Annotated in this window: 14 protein-coding genes and 2 riboswitches; of the genes, 3 read left to right on the top strand and 11 right to left on the bottom strand. The window is 53.4% G+C overall.

All coding sequences use genetic code 11. The features are described from left to right. Window positions 1-106: 106 nt before the first annotated feature. On the top strand, window positions 107-2,827 hold the full coding sequence (locus H581_RS0112420) for an Ig-like domain-containing protein (RefSeq protein ID WP_028610268.1): 2,721 nt from the start codon (window positions 107-109) through the stop codon (window positions 2,825-2,827). Between the two features lie 82 nt (window positions 2,828-2,909). On the opposite strand, the gene H581_RS0112415 is transcribed toward H581_RS0112420, so the two are convergent. The 3 genes from H581_RS0112415 to H581_RS0112405 all read right to left on the bottom strand — a co-directional run bounded on the left by H581_RS0112415 (window position 2,910) and on the right by H581_RS0112405 (window position 5,687). Then, a complete protein-coding gene (locus tag H581_RS0112415; protein ID WP_028610267.1) occupies window positions 2,910-4,271 on the bottom strand; it encodes a hypothetical protein in 1,362 nt (453 codons plus the stop codon). Between the two features lie 95 nt (window positions 4,272-4,366). Continuing rightward, window positions 4,367-4,972, bottom strand: a complete 606-nt coding sequence (locus tag H581_RS0112410) for a DUF2087 domain-containing protein (protein ID WP_028610266.1) — start codon at window positions 4,970-4,972, stop codon at window positions 4,367-4,369. Window positions 4,973-5,138: 166 nt separating this feature from the next. Next, the gene (locus H581_RS0112405; RefSeq protein WP_028610265.1) at window positions 5,139-5,687 is read right to left on the bottom strand and encodes an SLOG family protein; all 549 of its coding nucleotides are present in this window, start codon (window positions 5,685-5,687) and stop codon (window positions 5,139-5,141) included. 88 nt (window positions 5,688-5,775) lie between these two features. Beyond that, a riboswitch (TPP riboswitch) is annotated at window positions 5,776-5,878 on the top strand. A 107-nt stretch (window positions 5,879-5,985) separates the two neighbouring features. On the opposite strand from H581_RS0112405, the gene thiD reads away from it, so the two are divergent. Then, window positions 5,986-6,813, top strand: coding sequence for a bifunctional hydroxymethylpyrimidine kinase/phosphomethylpyrimidine kinase (gene thiD / locus H581_RS0112400; RefSeq protein WP_028610264.1), 828 nt, complete (start codon window positions 5,986-5,988; stop codon window positions 6,811-6,813). A gap of 124 nt (window positions 6,814-6,937) precedes the next feature. On the opposite strand, the gene H581_RS0112395 is transcribed toward thiD, so the two are convergent. The 8 genes from H581_RS0112395 to H581_RS0112360 form a co-directional block, all read right to left on the bottom strand. Further along, complete coding sequence (locus H581_RS0112395; protein ID WP_028610263.1) at window positions 6,938-7,705, bottom strand: class I SAM-dependent methyltransferase; 768 nt, start codon at window positions 7,703-7,705, stop codon at window positions 6,938-6,940. 107 nt (window positions 7,706-7,812) lie between these two features. Beyond that, window positions 7,813-8,310, bottom strand: coding sequence for a preQ(1) synthase (gene queF / locus H581_RS0112390; protein ID WP_028610262.1), 498 nt, complete (start codon window positions 8,308-8,310; stop codon window positions 7,813-7,815). Between the two features lie 40 nt (window positions 8,311-8,350). Beyond that, a complete protein-coding gene (gene queE, locus H581_RS0112385) occupies window positions 8,351-9,085 on the bottom strand; it encodes a 7-carboxy-7-deazaguanine synthase QueE (RefSeq protein ID WP_028610261.1) in 735 nt (244 codons plus the stop codon). Next, a complete protein-coding gene (gene queD, locus H581_RS0112380) occupies window positions 9,072-9,524 on the bottom strand; it encodes a 6-carboxytetrahydropterin synthase QueD (RefSeq protein WP_028610260.1) in 453 nt (150 codons plus the stop codon). Before queD ends, queE begins: the two co-directional genes overlap by 14 nt. Beyond that, entirely contained in the window at window positions 9,524-10,189 is a 666-nt protein-coding gene (gene queC / locus H581_RS0112375) for a 7-cyano-7-deazaguanine synthase QueC (RefSeq protein ID WP_028610259.1), read from the bottom strand. The genes queD and queC overlap by 1 nt, the downstream gene beginning before the upstream one ends. Window positions 10,190-10,333: 144 nt before the next feature. Beyond that, a riboswitch (PreQ1 riboswitch) is annotated at window positions 10,334-10,377 on the bottom strand. 183 nt (window positions 10,378-10,560) lie between these two features. Further along, the gene (locus tag H581_RS0112370; protein ID WP_028610258.1) at window positions 10,561-11,100 is read right to left on the bottom strand and encodes a hypothetical protein; all 540 of its coding nucleotides are present in this window, start codon (window positions 11,098-11,100) and stop codon (window positions 10,561-10,563) included. A 428-nt stretch (window positions 11,101-11,528) separates the two neighbouring features. Then, window positions 11,529-12,638: a rhamnogalacturonan acetylesterase gene (locus H581_RS0112365; RefSeq protein WP_028610257.1), complete on the bottom strand. Its 1,110-nt coding sequence runs from the start codon at window positions 12,636-12,638 to the stop codon at window positions 11,529-11,531. A 116-nt stretch (window positions 12,639-12,754) separates the two neighbouring features. Continuing rightward, on the bottom strand, window positions 12,755-14,248 hold the full coding sequence (locus H581_RS0112360) for an L-fucose/L-arabinose isomerase family protein (protein ID WP_028610256.1): 1,494 nt from the start codon (window positions 14,246-14,248) through the stop codon (window positions 12,755-12,757). 130 nt (window positions 14,249-14,378) lie between these two features. On the opposite strand from H581_RS0112360, the gene H581_RS0112355 reads away from it, so the two are divergent. Then, a complete protein-coding gene (locus H581_RS0112355; protein WP_028610255.1) occupies window positions 14,379-15,254 on the top strand; it encodes an AraC family transcriptional regulator in 876 nt (291 codons plus the stop codon). Window positions 15,255-15,351: the final 97 nt, after the last annotated feature.

Below are 15,351 nucleotides of genomic sequence, written 5' to 3'. Positions count from 1 at the left end.
CACAAAACTTAGCGTATGCTTCCGATGCCAGTTTTGTTGCGATCCCTATTCAGGAAGCAAAGCTACACAAAACTTTTAGGAGGCGTTAACCATTAAAAAGCTGCTAATGATCATGCTGTCCGTTGCCTTGTTGTTCGGAACCGTTCCGCTCGCAGCCGTTCAAGCCGCAGGTCTCAGCACGGAGGAAAAGTACGTCTTCCTGGTCAAACAAGGTATTTTTACCGGATTTGAGGATGGAAGCGCGCGATTGAGCAGCGCGATGACGCGCGAGCAATTTGCAGCGGTGTTATTTCGGCTTTGGGCGTTAAAAAAAGATCATACAAAGCCGCCCTATAAGGACGTGCCGGGAACGAGGTGGTCGTCCGGCGAGATTCATGCCGTCTCCCGCGCCGGCCTGATGGAAGGAGTGGGCAAAGGCAGGTTCGATCCCGCCTCCAACGTGACGATCGAACAGCTGGCCGTCGTACTCGTCAGAGCGTATGGCGCTTCCGGCTCCTCTTCGGAAGCGGTTTACGGCAGCGTATCCGCTTGGGCAAGGAGGGATGTCGGCATCGCGCTCGGCAAAGGATGGATTCCCGAGCAGGCGAATTACAAGGCGAATGCGATCCGGTCGCTGCTCGTGCAAGCCGCTTATGCCATTTTCATCGATAAGCATCCCGAGAAGGATCCGGAACGCAAGAAGCTCGATGTCACCGCCGTGCAGGCCATTTCGAACAATGCCGTACAGGTCGATCTCCGGACGTCGGTAAGCTCCGTGACGACCGATCAATTCGCGCTTGAGACGGACAACGGCAAAGCGGTCGGCATTTCGCATGTTTCGTTGAGCGCAGACGGCAAACGTATATTCATTACGACGGATTGGCAGTATGACGGAGAGAACTACAGGCTGCGGGTGGAAGGAAACACGTGGATATACAAGGTATCCCTGCGCGATACGACGAAGCCGTATATCGTTTCAAGCATCATCACAGCCGATGCCAAAATCGAGCTGGTCTTCAGCGAAGCGCTTAACAAAAGCAGCGCGGAGAACAAGGCGAATTACAGCTTCAACAAAAACCTGTCCGTCCGCAGCGTCACGCTGGCCTCGGATAACCGGAAGGTGACGATTACGACCGGCGCACAAACCGCTGCGACCGTCTACACGCTCACGGTCAAGAACGTAAAAGACCTGGCGGGCAATGCCATGAACACGAGAAACGATCTACACTTCGGTTCCGTTGTGGATAAGACGGCTCCGGCTGTCACCGGGATTACGCTAGCGGAAAATAAACTGGTGCTGACCTTCAGCGAAGCGCTTGATGCCGGCACGGCGGAACGCAAGGAAAACTACGTGCTGGACGGAGGACTCGGCAGCACGTGGAGAGCCGAATATAAGGAGAGCGACAGGACGGTGACGCTTTCGACGATCGACCAGACGAGCGGCAAAGCCTATACGCTGACCTTGAACGGAATTAAAGATAAATCCGGCAATCCTATCGCTGCAGACACGAAGCTGTCTTTTGCCGGCGAAGGGAAAACCGCAGTCGCGCCGCTTGCTTTTATGCACATCCAAGTGATTAACGAAAATATGTTCGACGTTTATTTCAACCGTTCATTAACCGGCATCTCCCTCTCCGAGCTTAGTCTCGATATCGTCTCAGATAATGGCTCTCCCGTCTCGATGTCGGGCTGGCAGTACAGCTTCACGGAGAAGAAGGGCGAGGATCGCGCGCTGCGCTTCCAGCTTCGGAGATCGGATAACGCCAATCCTGCCCTGTTCGTGGAAGGTCATGTCTATGCAGCGAGGATCACGGGTCTTCCGGGCTTGTTGACATCGGGTAACGACAATATCCGGCAGTTTGCCGGCATAGACGAAAGAAACAGACTGCCGGAAGTGACGAAGGCGGAAGCCGTTAATGAATCGTCCGTCACCGTCTATTTCAGCGAGCCTGTCAAAAATGTCAGCGCCGTCTCCTTCCGCCTGACGGATGAAGACGGTAAAACCATACAGATTGCCGGCGACCAGTTGAACGATAGGAACAAAATCGTCACGCAAGTCACGCTGAATCTGGAAACGAAGCTTGAAGCAGGCAAAACGTACCGTCTCGGCGGAGGCGGGGACGTCACGGATGCGCCAGGCTGGAACGGCTTGCTGACGGAAAAAGATTCGAAGCCTTACGAGGTCGCTTTTAAGGGTTCTTCTGCGGACAATGCCGCTCCGCGGATACAATCGGTAACGGCCAAAGACCGTTACACGTTTGAAATCGAATTTACCGAGCCCGTAACGGGTGCAGATCAAGATGTGTATACGCTGCGCAATGAGACGGATAACAGCGGCATTAGCCTGACTGCAGGCACATATGCAGGATTTCAGGCATCCGAGGATGGCAGGAAGGTGATCATTCGCCTGTATGCCGGAGTTGCCGGGCCGCTGCGCCCGGACAAATCGTATAAGCTGACCTACGTTTCCGAAAGCCGGCGCATTACGGATCTTCAAGGCAAGCTCCTCGACGCCGGCTCCGGCCGAGGCGAGGTTAAATTCACCGGATCGGGCAGCGACAACGCCCATCCGCAAATCACAGCCGTCGAAAGCTGGTCGACGGTCGTCTTCCTTACGCTGAGCGAGGAAGTGACGGGCAACCCGGCCAACGCCTTCGAGCTGACCGTAGGCGGCAGCAGAGTCGCGGCAACCGCTTCGCTTCATGGTCGTACGGTCCTGCTCCGCATACCAGCCATTCAAGCCGGAGCAGACGCTGCCGTAAAGCTGACCCCGCAAGGAGCGGATGCCCTGCTGGATCTGAACAAGCGGAAGGCGGTGGCGGAGACGATTCATTTCAAAGTCCATTAATCATAAAAATAACCGTCCGGACAACGACCGGACGGTTATTTTTATGTACGGACTTCTGCGTTTTCTGAGCGCTGGTGAAAGATTACTGCGACTCACCGTGCAGGTAACGGAAGAACGGCTTATCTGCCCAGATTTCATACGGAAGAATGGCGGCATCGGGATCGATCGCCTTCAGCCCTGCGACAACCTTCTCGGAATCCTCGTTTAAGGAGAAGGAATTAACGGTATAAGGGCTGTCCTTATCGGTAATAAAATGATTCGTTATTTTCTCGTAATTCTGCAGTTCCGATGTTGTAAAGTAAAGCGGCTGCCACCACGAGCCGTAGATCAAACCGGCTTGGTTGTCTTCATTCTTCTTCGCGAACGTTAGAATGATTTGATCGAATGCCGCTTTGTCCTTCTCGCCGGCAAATTCAAAAGCAATATCGAATTCCTTATCGTAGTTAATGTAATTGCCGTTCTCGATTTGAACGACGTTAGGCCCCGGCTCGCCCCACTCCGCCAGAAAAATAAATGCGGATGTCTTCGGCTCGAACTGTACCTTCGCATTAATGCCTTCGCTGCGAAGCAGCCCGATAAGCTGGATTGCATGCTTCAGATCGGAATGCCCGTATGTAAGTGACAGCGAGTCGATAAAGTTCGGCTCGAAACGGGAATCCTTCAAGCTGTAGCCTGTAATAAGCTCCTGCTTGAGCGCCGTATTCACAAGTCCCTGCAGCTTAGGCGCATCGATAATATCGGATGCTTCATAAGCCGCGCTTAGCTTCGAATAGATATCGGCGTCATTGACATAACCGATATATTTCTTGTAAAGGCCTTTCGTAATCAGAACCTTGCCAAGCAGCGTATGGATCAGTTGGTCGCCGGCAACGTTTTTGGGCTTAAAGCTCGCGTACAATTCGGAAGGCAGCAAGCCTGTATCTACTGCCGCCGCCACTTCCTGCGCAGTCTTTGCGCCCAGCGAGCTGCTCGTCAACTTGAGCTTGCTAAGCGCCTTATTCACCTTGGCTGCAGGGTACGTATATGCGAGCTCCTTCAAATCCGCCGCCCGCACCGCGATTATGACCGCAGTAGAGGCCGTGAGCGCTTGCTCTCCTTGAACGGCCGGCCCGGACAGGATTCCATTCTCATACAAGGCGGCTGCGGATTCGAACAAAGCGTCTTCCGGCGTTAAGTCCGTGAAGGTCACTTCCGCACCGGAAGGCTTATAGCCGAGCGCATCCGCAACCGCTTCAATGAAATCGCCTTTCGTAACCTTTTCTGTCAACTCAATGCCAAGCTTTTCTTTCAAAAATTGCTTGTACTCCGCCGCCCCGTCCTCATGGGAAACCGTTACGGCATTTGCCGGAGTTGCGGCAAAGACAGCCGATTGCGTAAAAATAACAGAAAACGATAAGAGGAGTGCCGCCGCCAGCTTGACGTATGAAGCTTGAAATCTTCTCATATTCATGACCTCCGTTGATTAATTCCGATGAATTTAATCGGGTATCTAATGTTCCATAGTATACCAATATAAATTCGGGAGTGTCAATGAAAATATTAGGACAACGTTTCCCATTTTGCCCAGAGCTCCGGCGGGTTCAGCTCATAAACATCCTTCTCCCTATACATGAGCTGATGCATGATAAACTCCCTCCGTATCGTGGCGAAGTCGTCGTGAAATCGTTTAATGAACGCATTTATTTCTTTTTCCGTGTACGTCTGCCCCTTCGCCAGCTGATCTGCGAGATGCTGGAGCACGATTAATTTTTTCTTGAGCTGAACCGGTATATGCTTCAGCCTGCCGTCAGACGTGAAGAAATTGCGAATCACCGAATCCTTTAGGCGCTTATTGCTCTCTTCCATAGCATTCTCTCCTCCTTCCCGTTCGGCATTCCGATAAATGAGCTTCTCCGCGGCATTCGCGTTGCTCTTAATGAAGTAGTCGTTCAAACAAAAATAGATGGTGTTCTTCTCTCTCCGCTCATTGATCAAGCTGGCTTCGCGCAGCTTCGCCGCATGATGAGTGACAGTTGCCGGTGAAACGCCGAGCTTTTCCGCCAGCGTCTGTCCGTTAAGCTCTCCGCCGGCCAGCATGATCAGCATTTTAATTCTCGTCGGGTCCGCGAGCGCTTTGTGATACGCAACTACCTTATCTAATTGCAAGATCGTTACCTCAATTCCATTTAGCTTATTTAATGAATATCTAATTAGATGCTATTTAAAACAGATCATAATGGAACTTTCGCCGCATGTCAATGGATCCGTAAAAAAAGGCTATCCGGCAAGGCCCCCTACGGACCGGCTGAGATAACCTGTTATGGAACAGCCATTATTCGAACAGCTCCTCATCCGCAATGCTTTGAATGTCTTCGGAGCTGATGCTGATATACTCGTAACCATCCGTCTGTTGTTTCTTAAGCGCCTTTTCCTTAAAAAATCTCGGACTCCCTTCGCCCGCATCCTCGTCGTATACGAGCAAAATGCCGTCCGTCTTCCGGAACAGCAGCTCGTCCCGCGCCGTGAATTGCCATACGCCGCTGTAGGGCTGCTTGCTGACCGCCGCATAATAGTCGACTCCCTTCAGCACCTGCTCGTAGTACTCCTTCTTATCGTCCTTCCATTTCTCCTCCGGATTTCTGTAGGCCGATAGAATCGACAGCTTCACCTCCGGATACATTTCCTTGAGCGCAATGACGACCTCGCACGCCCACAAGTCCACGCCGTACTGGCCGGGGGTTATGACCCACTCCAGCCCTTCTTCCATAAGGGGAACCAGCTTGCGGGTCAGCGCTTTTTTAATATAAATAATGCCTTCGTGCTTTTGGCTGAAAATATTGAGCTCATGCGCACGGTAGCCGGTAACGAGCAAGTTTTTCATTCTGTTCCCCGCTTTTTTCTGATCATTGTCGTTTATATCTCTCCAGTGTATGCTATAGTAGAAAAAAAACAAATCAAATATTGACCTATTTATTCACTAGGGGAGCCTAACGGCTGAGACGGGGCGCATGCTCCGGACCCTTGGAACCTGATCTGGATCATTCCAGCGGAGGGAAGTGGAGCAGCGCCTACAATCATAAGGCATTAGCCTTGTTGAACGTTCGTAACCGCTCGTTTCCTTCGGAGACGAGCGGTTTTTATTTTGCAAAGCGAATTGGAGGAGGATTTTATTCATGGCAATGAAGGCATATAAAGCATTATCGATTGCGGGCTCCGACTGCGGCGGCGGCGCGGGCATCCAGGCTGACCTGAAAACCTTCCAGGAGCTAGGCGCTTACGGCATGTCCGTTATTACCGCCGTTACCGCCCAGAACACGCTTGGCGTGCAGGGCGTCTACCCCATGGAATATGCGGCGATAAGCGGACAGCTGGACTCGATCGGCGAGGATCTGACGCCGCAAGCCGTTAAGACGGGGATGCTGTTCAGTTCGGAAATCATCCGTCTCGTAGCGGACAGCGTGCGGCAATATGAATGGAAGAAGCTCGTGATCGACCCGGTAATGGTCGCCAAGGGCGGCTCCGCCCTGCTTCAGCAGGAGGCGATCCAATCGTTGGTCAAGCATCTAATCCCGCTGGCGCTCGTCACGACACCCAACATTCCGGAGGCGGAGCTGCTGACGAGAATGGCGATCCGGACGTTAAGCGACCGGGAAGAAGCGGCGAAGCGCATCGTCCAGATGGGCTCGCGATATGCCGTCATAAAAGGAGGTCACGACGCATCCGGCCATGAACGGATCGTTGATCTCGTTTACGACGGGGAGCGGTTCACGTATATGGAAAGCAAGCGGATCGATACGCCACATACGCATGGCACCGGCTGCACGTATTCGGCGGCGGTTACCGCGGAATTAGCCGCTGGCAAGCCGGTGGAAGAGGCGATTGCCACCGCCAAAGGCTTCATCCAGGCCGCCATTGAAGACCAGCTGGGCATTGGTGCCGGACACGGTCCGACGAACCATTTCGCCTATCGGCGCAGAATGCGGGGGTCGGCGAATGCCCGGGGCTGATTCACCAACCCTTGCCTGCGGCCTAACCGCTTCCCATAGCCGAGTAGAAGCCTCCATTCGTCCGTATCGGCACGAATGAAGGCTTCTACTCACTTATACCGGACATTGCTGTCCGAGATACATTCTAGCCTGCAGTGTCTACTTCTCCCCAGTACAACTCGGTTTCATATTCCAATGAAACGTTGCCGTTCTCTTGATTCCGGTTGAATACGCCGCGCAGCTCCTCCATCATCGGTTCATAGTCCGGATGTCCCATTAACGGCGTGTAGGATGACGAGAGCATTCGGCCGCTAAGTTCCTCCAGACCGCAAATTTGCCGGTAGGCGAACCGCGCTTCACACAGCTTATCCTTTTTAAAAAACGGATATAATATCTCTTTCGTGATGTTTTTATGATTGACTTTGGCGTAATCGGTGCCGAACGTGCGAAGCATCCGGTCATACTCTTCCAGAAAAGGAGTACCGTGAGTCAATCGCGAATTCCATACCAATACGGCTTTCCCGTTCTCCTTTAAAATACGGCTAAACTCGGCTTGCGCCGCTGATCGGTCAAACCAATGGAACGCCTGCGCGCAAACAATAAAGTCAACGGAACGGTCCGGCAAGCCCGTAGCTTCCGCAGCGCCCGTTAGAGCGCGAAATCCCGGTTCTCCTCCGAGCTGCTTCTCCGCCTCTTCCCGCATGGCGTCATTCGGTTCAACCGCGATCACCCTGCTTCCCCTCTCGAGCAGCAGCTTCGAGAAAATGCCGGTTCCTGCGCCGATATCCGCAATCTCGGACTCTTGCCGCAAGCCGGCCGTGTCGTACAAATAATCGATCGCTTCCTTCGGATAACTCGGACGGTATTTCGCATACGTATCGACCCGGTTCGAAAATCGTTCTTTATTGTCCATCGCTCGCCGCCTCCGCTCTATTCAACTCACGCGAGAACGCACGAATCGGGGCTTTTATCCACATCCAAATCTATGAGCTTTGAGTAAAATTCGTGTTCTCCATTCTTCTACCGGTTATCGACTTTCTCCGGATACAGGTCATGATTCATGAGACGGTGCTCCGCCATCGCTTCGTATTTGGTGCCGGGCTGCCCGTAGTTGCAGTAAGGGTCGATCGAAATGCCGCCGCGCGGCGTGAACTTGCCCCATACCTCGATGTATTTGGGATCCATAATCGCGATAAGATCGTTCATAATAATGTTCATGCAATCCTCGTGAAAATCGCCGTGATTTCGAAAGCTGAACAAGTACAGCTTGAGCGACTTGCTTTCGACCATCTTGCGGCCAGGAATATAAGAGATGTAGATCGTTGCAAAATCCGGCTGGCCCGTCATCGGACAGAGACTCGTAAATTCCGGACAATTAAATTTGACGAAATAATCCCGGTTCGGATGTTTGTTATCGAAAACCTCTAAGATTTCCGGCGAATAGTTAAATAAATATTGCGTGCCTTGATTGCCGAGCAGCGTAACGCCGTTCAGCTCTTCTTTGCTTCGTCCTCCCATGCTAGAGACCGCCCTTCCTTTTGAATGTGGCGCGTATGCATTATACGCCCTTCTTATTCCCCCAGACCCATGTGTGAAGCTGCGGCAGCACATGCACCCGCTTCAGGTCTGTACGGTTCATAACCTTCCCGATCAGCCATTCATACCGCTCCACTAAATAGGGCAGCAGTTGGCCCGGCTCCGATTCCAGCAAATTGCCGTTGCCCGCTTGCAAGTAGAACGGCACGTCCGGATAACGCGAATGAACGGAAGCCGCATAGTCAAGATCGGCTTCGTCGAACACGACCGTCTTCAGGCTGAAGCTTCTTGCTCGTTCGTTCAGCTTAGCAATAATCTCATCAAGAATAGCCCAATCGGTTTTCATGCCGGAGCTTGGCGGCTTAGGCGAAAGCGTCAGCTCGTCGATCTCCCGGAACCAATCCTGCCAGCGGCTGCCCTGCGTCTCCAGCGCAACCTGAACGCCCTGCTCATGCAGCAGCGCTATGAGTTCTCCGAGCTGAGGCAGAAGCGCCGGATTGCCGCCGGAGAGCGTGACGTGGTCGAAGGTCTGTTGTCCGATTGCGGACAATTGCGCCACAATCTCCTGCGCAGTCTGCATTCGGATTTCTTCCTTGGCGCTTCCGTCCCAGGTAAAGGCGGAATCGCACCACGAGCAGCTGTAGTCGCAGCCGGCCGTGCGGACGAACATCGTTTTACGGCCGATAACCATCCCTTCGCCCTGCACGGTCGGTCCGAATATTTCCATGACGGGTATGCGTTTATTACCGGTTGACATCGGACCCCGCCTTTCGTTTCGGTCTATATAAGCAATAGCTGGTCGGCGTCTCGCGCAGGAAAACCTGTACGCACTCGGGCCTGTTAGCCGTACCGTCCAAATAGCGCTGCACGATTTCGTATATCGTGCGCGCGACGACCTCCGTCGTCGGGAAGCGGTCAGGCAGCGTGCCGCTGAAGCTTTCCTGATCGTCATTCAATACCGAATGATCGAACCGGTCGTGAATAAGCCGCTTAATGACGGCAAAGTTCACGAGAAACCCGGTATCGTCCAGCTCATCGCCCGCAACCGTAACGTTGGCGTAATACGTATGCCCGTGAAGGCGGCGGCATTTGCCCGCTTCCTCTGCCGGAACATAATGAGCCGCCGCGAACTGAAAATCTTTATTCAACTCATAGGAATAGGGATGACTCGCCTGCGGATAAATTTGCTGAAGCATTAGCTGATTTCCCCCTGCCGGCGAACCGCCAAATATTCGTCGAGCCCTTTCTGACGAAGCAGGCATGCCGGACATTGACCGCAGCCGTCCGCCATCACTCCGTTATAACAGGTTAACGTCCGCTCCCTTACAAAATCGAACGCGCCGAGCCGGTCGGCAAGCTCCCAGGTTTCCGCTTTGTTCAGCCACATGAGCGGCGTATCGATCACAAACGGATAATCCATCGATAAATTTAGCGTGACGTTCAGCGATTTCACGAACACGTCCCTGCAGTCGGGATACCCGCTGAAATCCGTCTCGCACACGCCGGTAACGATATGCTTCGCGCCGATTTGCTTGGCAAGCACCGCGGCGAACGTGAGGAACAGCAGATTCCTTCCGTCGACGAATGTCGTTGGCAGCTGTCCTTCCTTTTGCTCAATGGCGATGTCGTCCCGGGTAAGCGCGTTCGGGGCCAGCTGGTTAAGCAGCGACATATCGAGAATATGATGCCTGATGTTCAGCTCTTTGGCGATCGCCGCCGCGCATTCCAGCTCCTGCTTATGCCGCTGTCCATAGTTGAAGGTTACGGCCTCTACCTCCGCGAATCGCTTCATTGCCCAGAACAGGCAAGTTGTGCTATCTTGACCGCCGCTGAATACGACGACTGCTTTTTCTTGTTTCACGCTGCATCTCCCTCTCTTGGATGAGAAGAAAGAGATCGCCCGAAATCCTTCATCTTCGTTAAAAAACCAAAGAAACGGCGCGAAGCGGTGAACCCGCCTCGCGCCGAACGCAAAAAACGACGATGCCGCCCGAAGCGGCCATCGTTCTGCATAGTTTTTTATAGAGGGAGTTCGCGAACCTCTCCCGGATGCCCTGTCGAATAAATACAAGCGAGGCTCCGGAATTTCTTCTTCAGTTGTTTATTCTCAAGTACTATAGCACAGCTTTACCCAAATGGGAACAGCTCGTATGGAACTGTCTTAAAATTCCTTCCGTCTGCTATACGGCTTCCTGGCTTCCGGTCCTGTTCGGGCAAACCGGTTGACGGAGATTAACTGTCCCGCTGCGAGTTGGCGGCGAATGCATTCAGCTCCGTTAAGGTTAGAAGCATATGATCGATTAGCTCCGGAATGTCGTGCATCTGCTCCTCATTAATTTTCCGGCTGAAATCCAGCCCGATCCGGTTCGAGTATACCACGGGTTCCTCCCCGAAAACATAGCTGATTGTTTGCTTGGGCGCCTTCTCAGGCTTCCAAATCTGCTGCACAAGCCGGTCGATGTGCCCGCACTTCTCCTCCGGACGCTCCACCCTCATATAGAAGCACAACCGCAGCGTGCATGCAGGAACGGCTCCCTCCTGCTCAAGTATTTCCGCGGCAAGCTCCTTCAATGACGCTCCCAGCCGGAGCTCCGCCGTTACGGCCTTGTGTGCCGCAAGCGTGAATTGCAGCGCAAACTCCCGCGACATCACGGCCATATCCAACAGATCCTTCCGGTTCGTAATATCCACTTTCCTGTCCAAATTGTCAAGGTCATACAGCTGATTCTCGATCGCTACCTTCAAGTTCTCAAATACCGTTGGATCAAACAAGCTTACCCCTCACTTACTTCAATGTAATAAATGTCCTTCCAACAGACTACCCCCGGCGATGATTTATAGCAAGTGCAGAGCGTATATGGCTTATTTCGAAGAATGCCGTTTTATTCGCATAACCTTATTGGAGTGTATAAACCGCTACAGGGTTAGAGTTTTCACTTAAACTAGCCGGAATTTCTCCTTCTAATGTGCGAAGGATAAGAGAAATCGTACATTTGCAGGGAATTTCTCCCGTTATTTCAGCTCCTTTTGTTCAAATGAGCCGTTGGCAAAGAAAATAACGGGAGGATTTTCGGCTAATGAGGGCAATTGAACGTATAGGTGTATCTTTATAGATAGAATTTCCGTTTAAACGATATCTACTCTAATCTTTGGCAGTCCTGTTAATCCGGCTGCATGTTAAGGAATAGCTTATTTACGCATTATAATCCCCTCAAATACAGATGAAGCGGCGACAACGCCAGCTCTCGCACACCCTCTGCAACTAATCCGGCGATTTGAATGGCGCCAAGCTCCTGGAAATGGGTATCGTCCTGCGCGCCTTCCGGAAAATGAATGAACTCGCCCGGATAAGCCCACATGAAAAGCGCCTTCGACGGCTCGTCGCCAAGCTGTTCGTAGAGCGCCTTGCTCTTCGCTGCCAGATCGATGAGCGGCACGTCCAGCTCTGCCGCAAGCTGCTTCATGCCAAGCAAATAATCGCCGTGCGTGTCGATAATCCGGCCGCCGCCGTCGAACTTACGGCGGTGCACCGGTGTAACCAGCACCGGTATCGCGCCTCGCGCACGGGCTTCTTCCACGTAAACGGCCAGCTTTTCCTTATAGCTGCCGAAGGGCTCCGTCGCCCGTTCCTTATCCGGCTTCTGGTCGTTATGCCCGAACTGGATCCATAAATAGTCGTTTGGCTTGATCTGCTCCAAAATCGCCGCCAGCCTGCCCTCATCGATAAAGCTGCGCGAGCTTCTTCCCGACTTCGCATGATTGTCGACCGCTACATCTGCTTTTAAATATAACGGCAGCATTTGCCCCCAACCCGCGTAGGGGAAGGTTTCCTGGTCCGTGACGGTCGAGTCGCCCGCGAGATAGATCGTTGTCGCCTGCTTGGCGGCTGCGATTTCAAGGGCATTGATGCGCGGGGCGGCGCCGGAGAAGGCAAGCCGCAGCTGCCCGTCCGTCACTTTGGCCGTGAAGCTGTGAACCGCGTATTGGCCTGCCGAAGTGACCGCTTTATAAACGGCGATGCGCCCCGGTCCGTATTTCAGCGTCGTCGAGGTTGGCGCGATCGCATCTCCGATTGTCGCCGTTACCGTGTAGCAGCCGTTCGGAAGATCCGCCTTAAACACAGCGTCCAGCGGAATGCAGAATGCGCTCCTCAGCCTGTCCGCTTCCTCGCGAAACCGCGAGCTGATCCGCTTGTTTCCCTCGAAGCCGTAACCGGCCGTTTCGTTATACAGCGTATCCGGCAGCACTTGAATATAGGGAGAATCCGGCGCAGGCCCGATGCCAAAATCAAATTTGTAAGTAACCGTCATACATACACCATCCTATCCGTCATGATCTTATTGTTAGAATAGCAGACCTTATCCGGATAGGAAGCCAATAAGCCGGGCATTTTGTTGAAATTTCCGATGTCCGTCCTTAAGGCTTCTTACAATGCGACATGCCTCACCTTCATCAGCTCGCCGACTTTGGCGAAAAGCGAGGCGTTATGCCCCACCGATAACGCGCAATGATGCGTAGGCGCTTCCGCGAACCAGGCCGACATATAATCGTCGGGATGGCAGCGAAACTTAACCGGCGTCTGCGTATTTCCGATGCGCATAATCGGTCCGTTCGTCGACTCGCCTTCGCTGGAAATCAGCTTCAGCCTGCCGTCTCCCGTCTGCGTCACGTTGAGCGTCGTAATCGCTCCAGTCCGTACCTTCGCCTCGACCGATACGCCGGTACCCTGCTTTCCATGGTAAAGTCCCATACCTCGCAGTACCGGCTTCCCGTCCGCGATCGCGATATGGAACGGCCCGTCATGGCCAAGCAATATCGTTTCGTCCGCATAATCGACGACGACGATTTCAGAGAAGCTTCCTCCCGTACCGAGGATGTCGCAAATCTTCATCGCGATTGCCGTCTTCAAGTCTCCTTCGCCGGAGCAAGGGATGCCTCGCGCCGTCAGCAGCGAATGGCCGACGATAAAACCTCCCTGCAGCTTCTCGTACCCGCCGCCCGGCGCCCCGTGATAATAGTACGCGAGCGCATCGAGATTGTACTCCCGGACAAGCTTCTCCTGCGCGGCGGCCACTCTGCATGACCACTCCAACTGCTCCTCGGACGGCTTGCGCGCGATCGGGTCGGAAGGCGAATTGCCGCTGATTTGGAACATTTCATTTATCTGTTCAAGCTTCTCCTTCGCCTCCCGCGGCGTTACGTCCCGGAGAAGCCGGTCCAGATCGCACATTTCCAGCACCTCGACGTGAAGGCCAATCTGCGCCTGGATCATCGTGAAATCGCTGTACATATCCAGCATGCCGCCGTACGTATTGCCGAGGAAGCCGAACCGGCTGTGCCGGAGCGTGCGAGGAACGGCAGCCGCCCGTATCCACTCCCCGATCTCGCGCCATGCCCGGATCGCTTCCTTCCGCTCATGGGTCGTTTCATTTGCCATGGAGATCTCCGGCGTATAATCAAGCCCGAGCAGCCCGTTTACGACACGGAAAGGAATGGCTGCGCGGTTGAAGGCGTTCGCGAATTCCGGTACCGGACATGCTCCGCAGTGCGCGAGCCATTCCCCCGTCGTCGTCCGCTCGTAATGAATTCGCTCTGCCGGCTGAAGATTCAAGAACACAACCGGCGCTTTATTGATCTGATGCAGAGGCAGCACCGTCGAGCTTGTCGAATAGGTCGCGGCATGGCAGAATACCAAATCTACATTCCGCTCATTCATCCACTCCCCGGCTATGCGTCCTTCTTCCTCCGAATCGACCAAGCCGTAATGAAAGACGTCCCCCCAAGCGGACATGCGCCTTTCAATAAATTGCCCATATTCGGTTATCCGCTCGCGCAAGCCGGGAAATTGCGCCCAATAGGCGCGGAGTCCGACGGAATATAGCCCGATGCGCGGGCGTTTAGCCGGTTTAATCGGCTGCATGATCATCTTTACCACCTCATCTGATTATGAAATAATAGATTTATACCCTGATTGTAATGGCTTACATGTTAAATAACATCCAACTATCTTGGTCAAAAATAACATAATCTTGAGAGGTGATCCTATCGCTATGTGCGCTTACCGGGAACGTGCGTCTCATGCATGGACGGACAGCTCCGTCAGACTTGCCGCGACCCCTTCGGCATTTGCGAAGACGTCGCTATTTTACGTGCAGGAAATCGGGCATTTCGAAACGCTGGACCGTTATTTCACGGAGCGCGAGCAGCTTGATTCCTTCCTCATCGTCTTTACGCTTGCCGGAAGAGGGAGGCTTACTTATGGGGAAAAGACGTATTCGCTTTTGCCGCAGCAGCTGTTTTTTATCGATTGCATGAATTATCAATATTACTCGGCGGAGCAGGATGAGCCTTGGGAGCTGCTGTGGGTTCATTTGAACGGCGCGGCTGTCCGCGCCTATTATGAGCAGTTCGCGGCAAGCGCCGATGTCGTTCTGACTTTGCCGCAGGATACGGCCGTTCCCGGTTTGTTGCGCCAACTGCTGGAGCAGCATAAGCACAGGAGCTACCGTACGGAGCTGGTGGGCTCCAAGCTGATTGTCGAGCTGCTCACCGAGATCGTGCTCGCCGCGTGGGAGCTTCAGCTGCCTGCCTCCGAAATGCCGAGCTTTATCGGCGAAGCCGCCCTGCTGATGGAGGAGCGCTATGCCGAGAAGCTGACGCTAACGCAGCTGGCCCGCTGCTTGGCCGTCAACAAATACCATTTGGCGAAGCAGTTCAAACGGTACACCGGCTTCTCGCCGAATGAATATTTGATTCATACGCGCATCACGCATGCGAAGGAGCTGCTTAAATATTCCGATATGCCGGTAGCTGAAATCGCAGCCGGCGTCGGCATCGAGAATGTCAGCCACTTTATCTCGCTGTTCAAGGACCGGGCCCGGCATACGCCGCTTGTATATCGTAAAATGTGGCAGCGCCTAAAGTAACTTCCGCCCTCGCCCGTCCGGAAGCGACAAAGTTTGCGTTAACTGCGGAATTCCGTATACTTATAGATAGGAATCATAGAGGACCTACTTACTAATC

The sequence above is a fragment of the Paenibacillus harenae DSM 16969 genome, assembly GCF_000422465.1.
In the GTDB taxonomy this organism is placed as follows: Bacteria; Bacillota; Bacilli; order Paenibacillales; family Paenibacillaceae; genus Pristimantibacillus; species Pristimantibacillus harenae.
This window is presented reverse-complemented; position numbering and strand designations above follow the sequence as displayed.

Excerpts from the sequence above, each read along its gene's own strand:
- thiD (WP_028610264.1), top strand. The coding sequence starts at position 5,986 with ATGAAGGCATATAAAGCATTATCGATTGCGGGCTCCGACTGCGGCGGC.
- queF (WP_028610262.1), bottom strand. The coding sequence starts at position 8,310 with ATGGGAGGACGAAGCAAAGAAGAGCTGAACGGCGTTACGCTGCTCGGC.
- H581_RS0112365 (WP_028610257.1), bottom strand. The coding sequence starts at position 12,638 with ATGACGGTTACTTACAAATTTGATTTTGGCATCGGGCCTGCGCCGGAT.
- H581_RS0112420 (WP_028610268.1), top strand. The coding sequence starts at position 107 with ATGATCATGCTGTCCGTTGCCTTGTTGTTCGGAACCGTTCCGCTCGCA.
- H581_RS0112360 (WP_028610256.1), bottom strand. The coding sequence starts at position 14,248 with ATGCAGCCGATTAAACCGGCTAAACGCCCGCGCATCGGGCTATATTCC.
- H581_RS0112355 (WP_028610255.1), top strand. The coding sequence starts at position 14,379 with ATGTGCGCTTACCGGGAACGTGCGTCTCATGCATGGACGGACAGCTCC.
- queE (WP_028610261.1), bottom strand. The coding sequence starts at position 9,085 with ATGTCAACCGGTAATAAACGCATACCCGTCATGGAAATATTCGGACCG.
- H581_RS0112405 (WP_028610265.1), bottom strand. The coding sequence starts at position 5,687 with ATGAAAAACTTGCTCGTTACCGGCTACCGTGCGCATGAGCTCAATATT.
- queD (WP_028610260.1), bottom strand. The coding sequence starts at position 9,524 with ATGCTTCAGCAAATTTATCCGCAGGCGAGTCATCCCTATTCCTATGAG.
- H581_RS0112395 (WP_028610263.1), bottom strand. The coding sequence starts at position 7,705 with ATGGACAATAAAGAACGATTTTCGAACCGGGTCGATACGTATGCGAAA.
- H581_RS0112415 (WP_028610267.1), bottom strand. The coding sequence starts at position 4,271 with ATGAGAAGATTTCAAGCTTCATACGTCAAGCTGGCGGCGGCACTCCTC.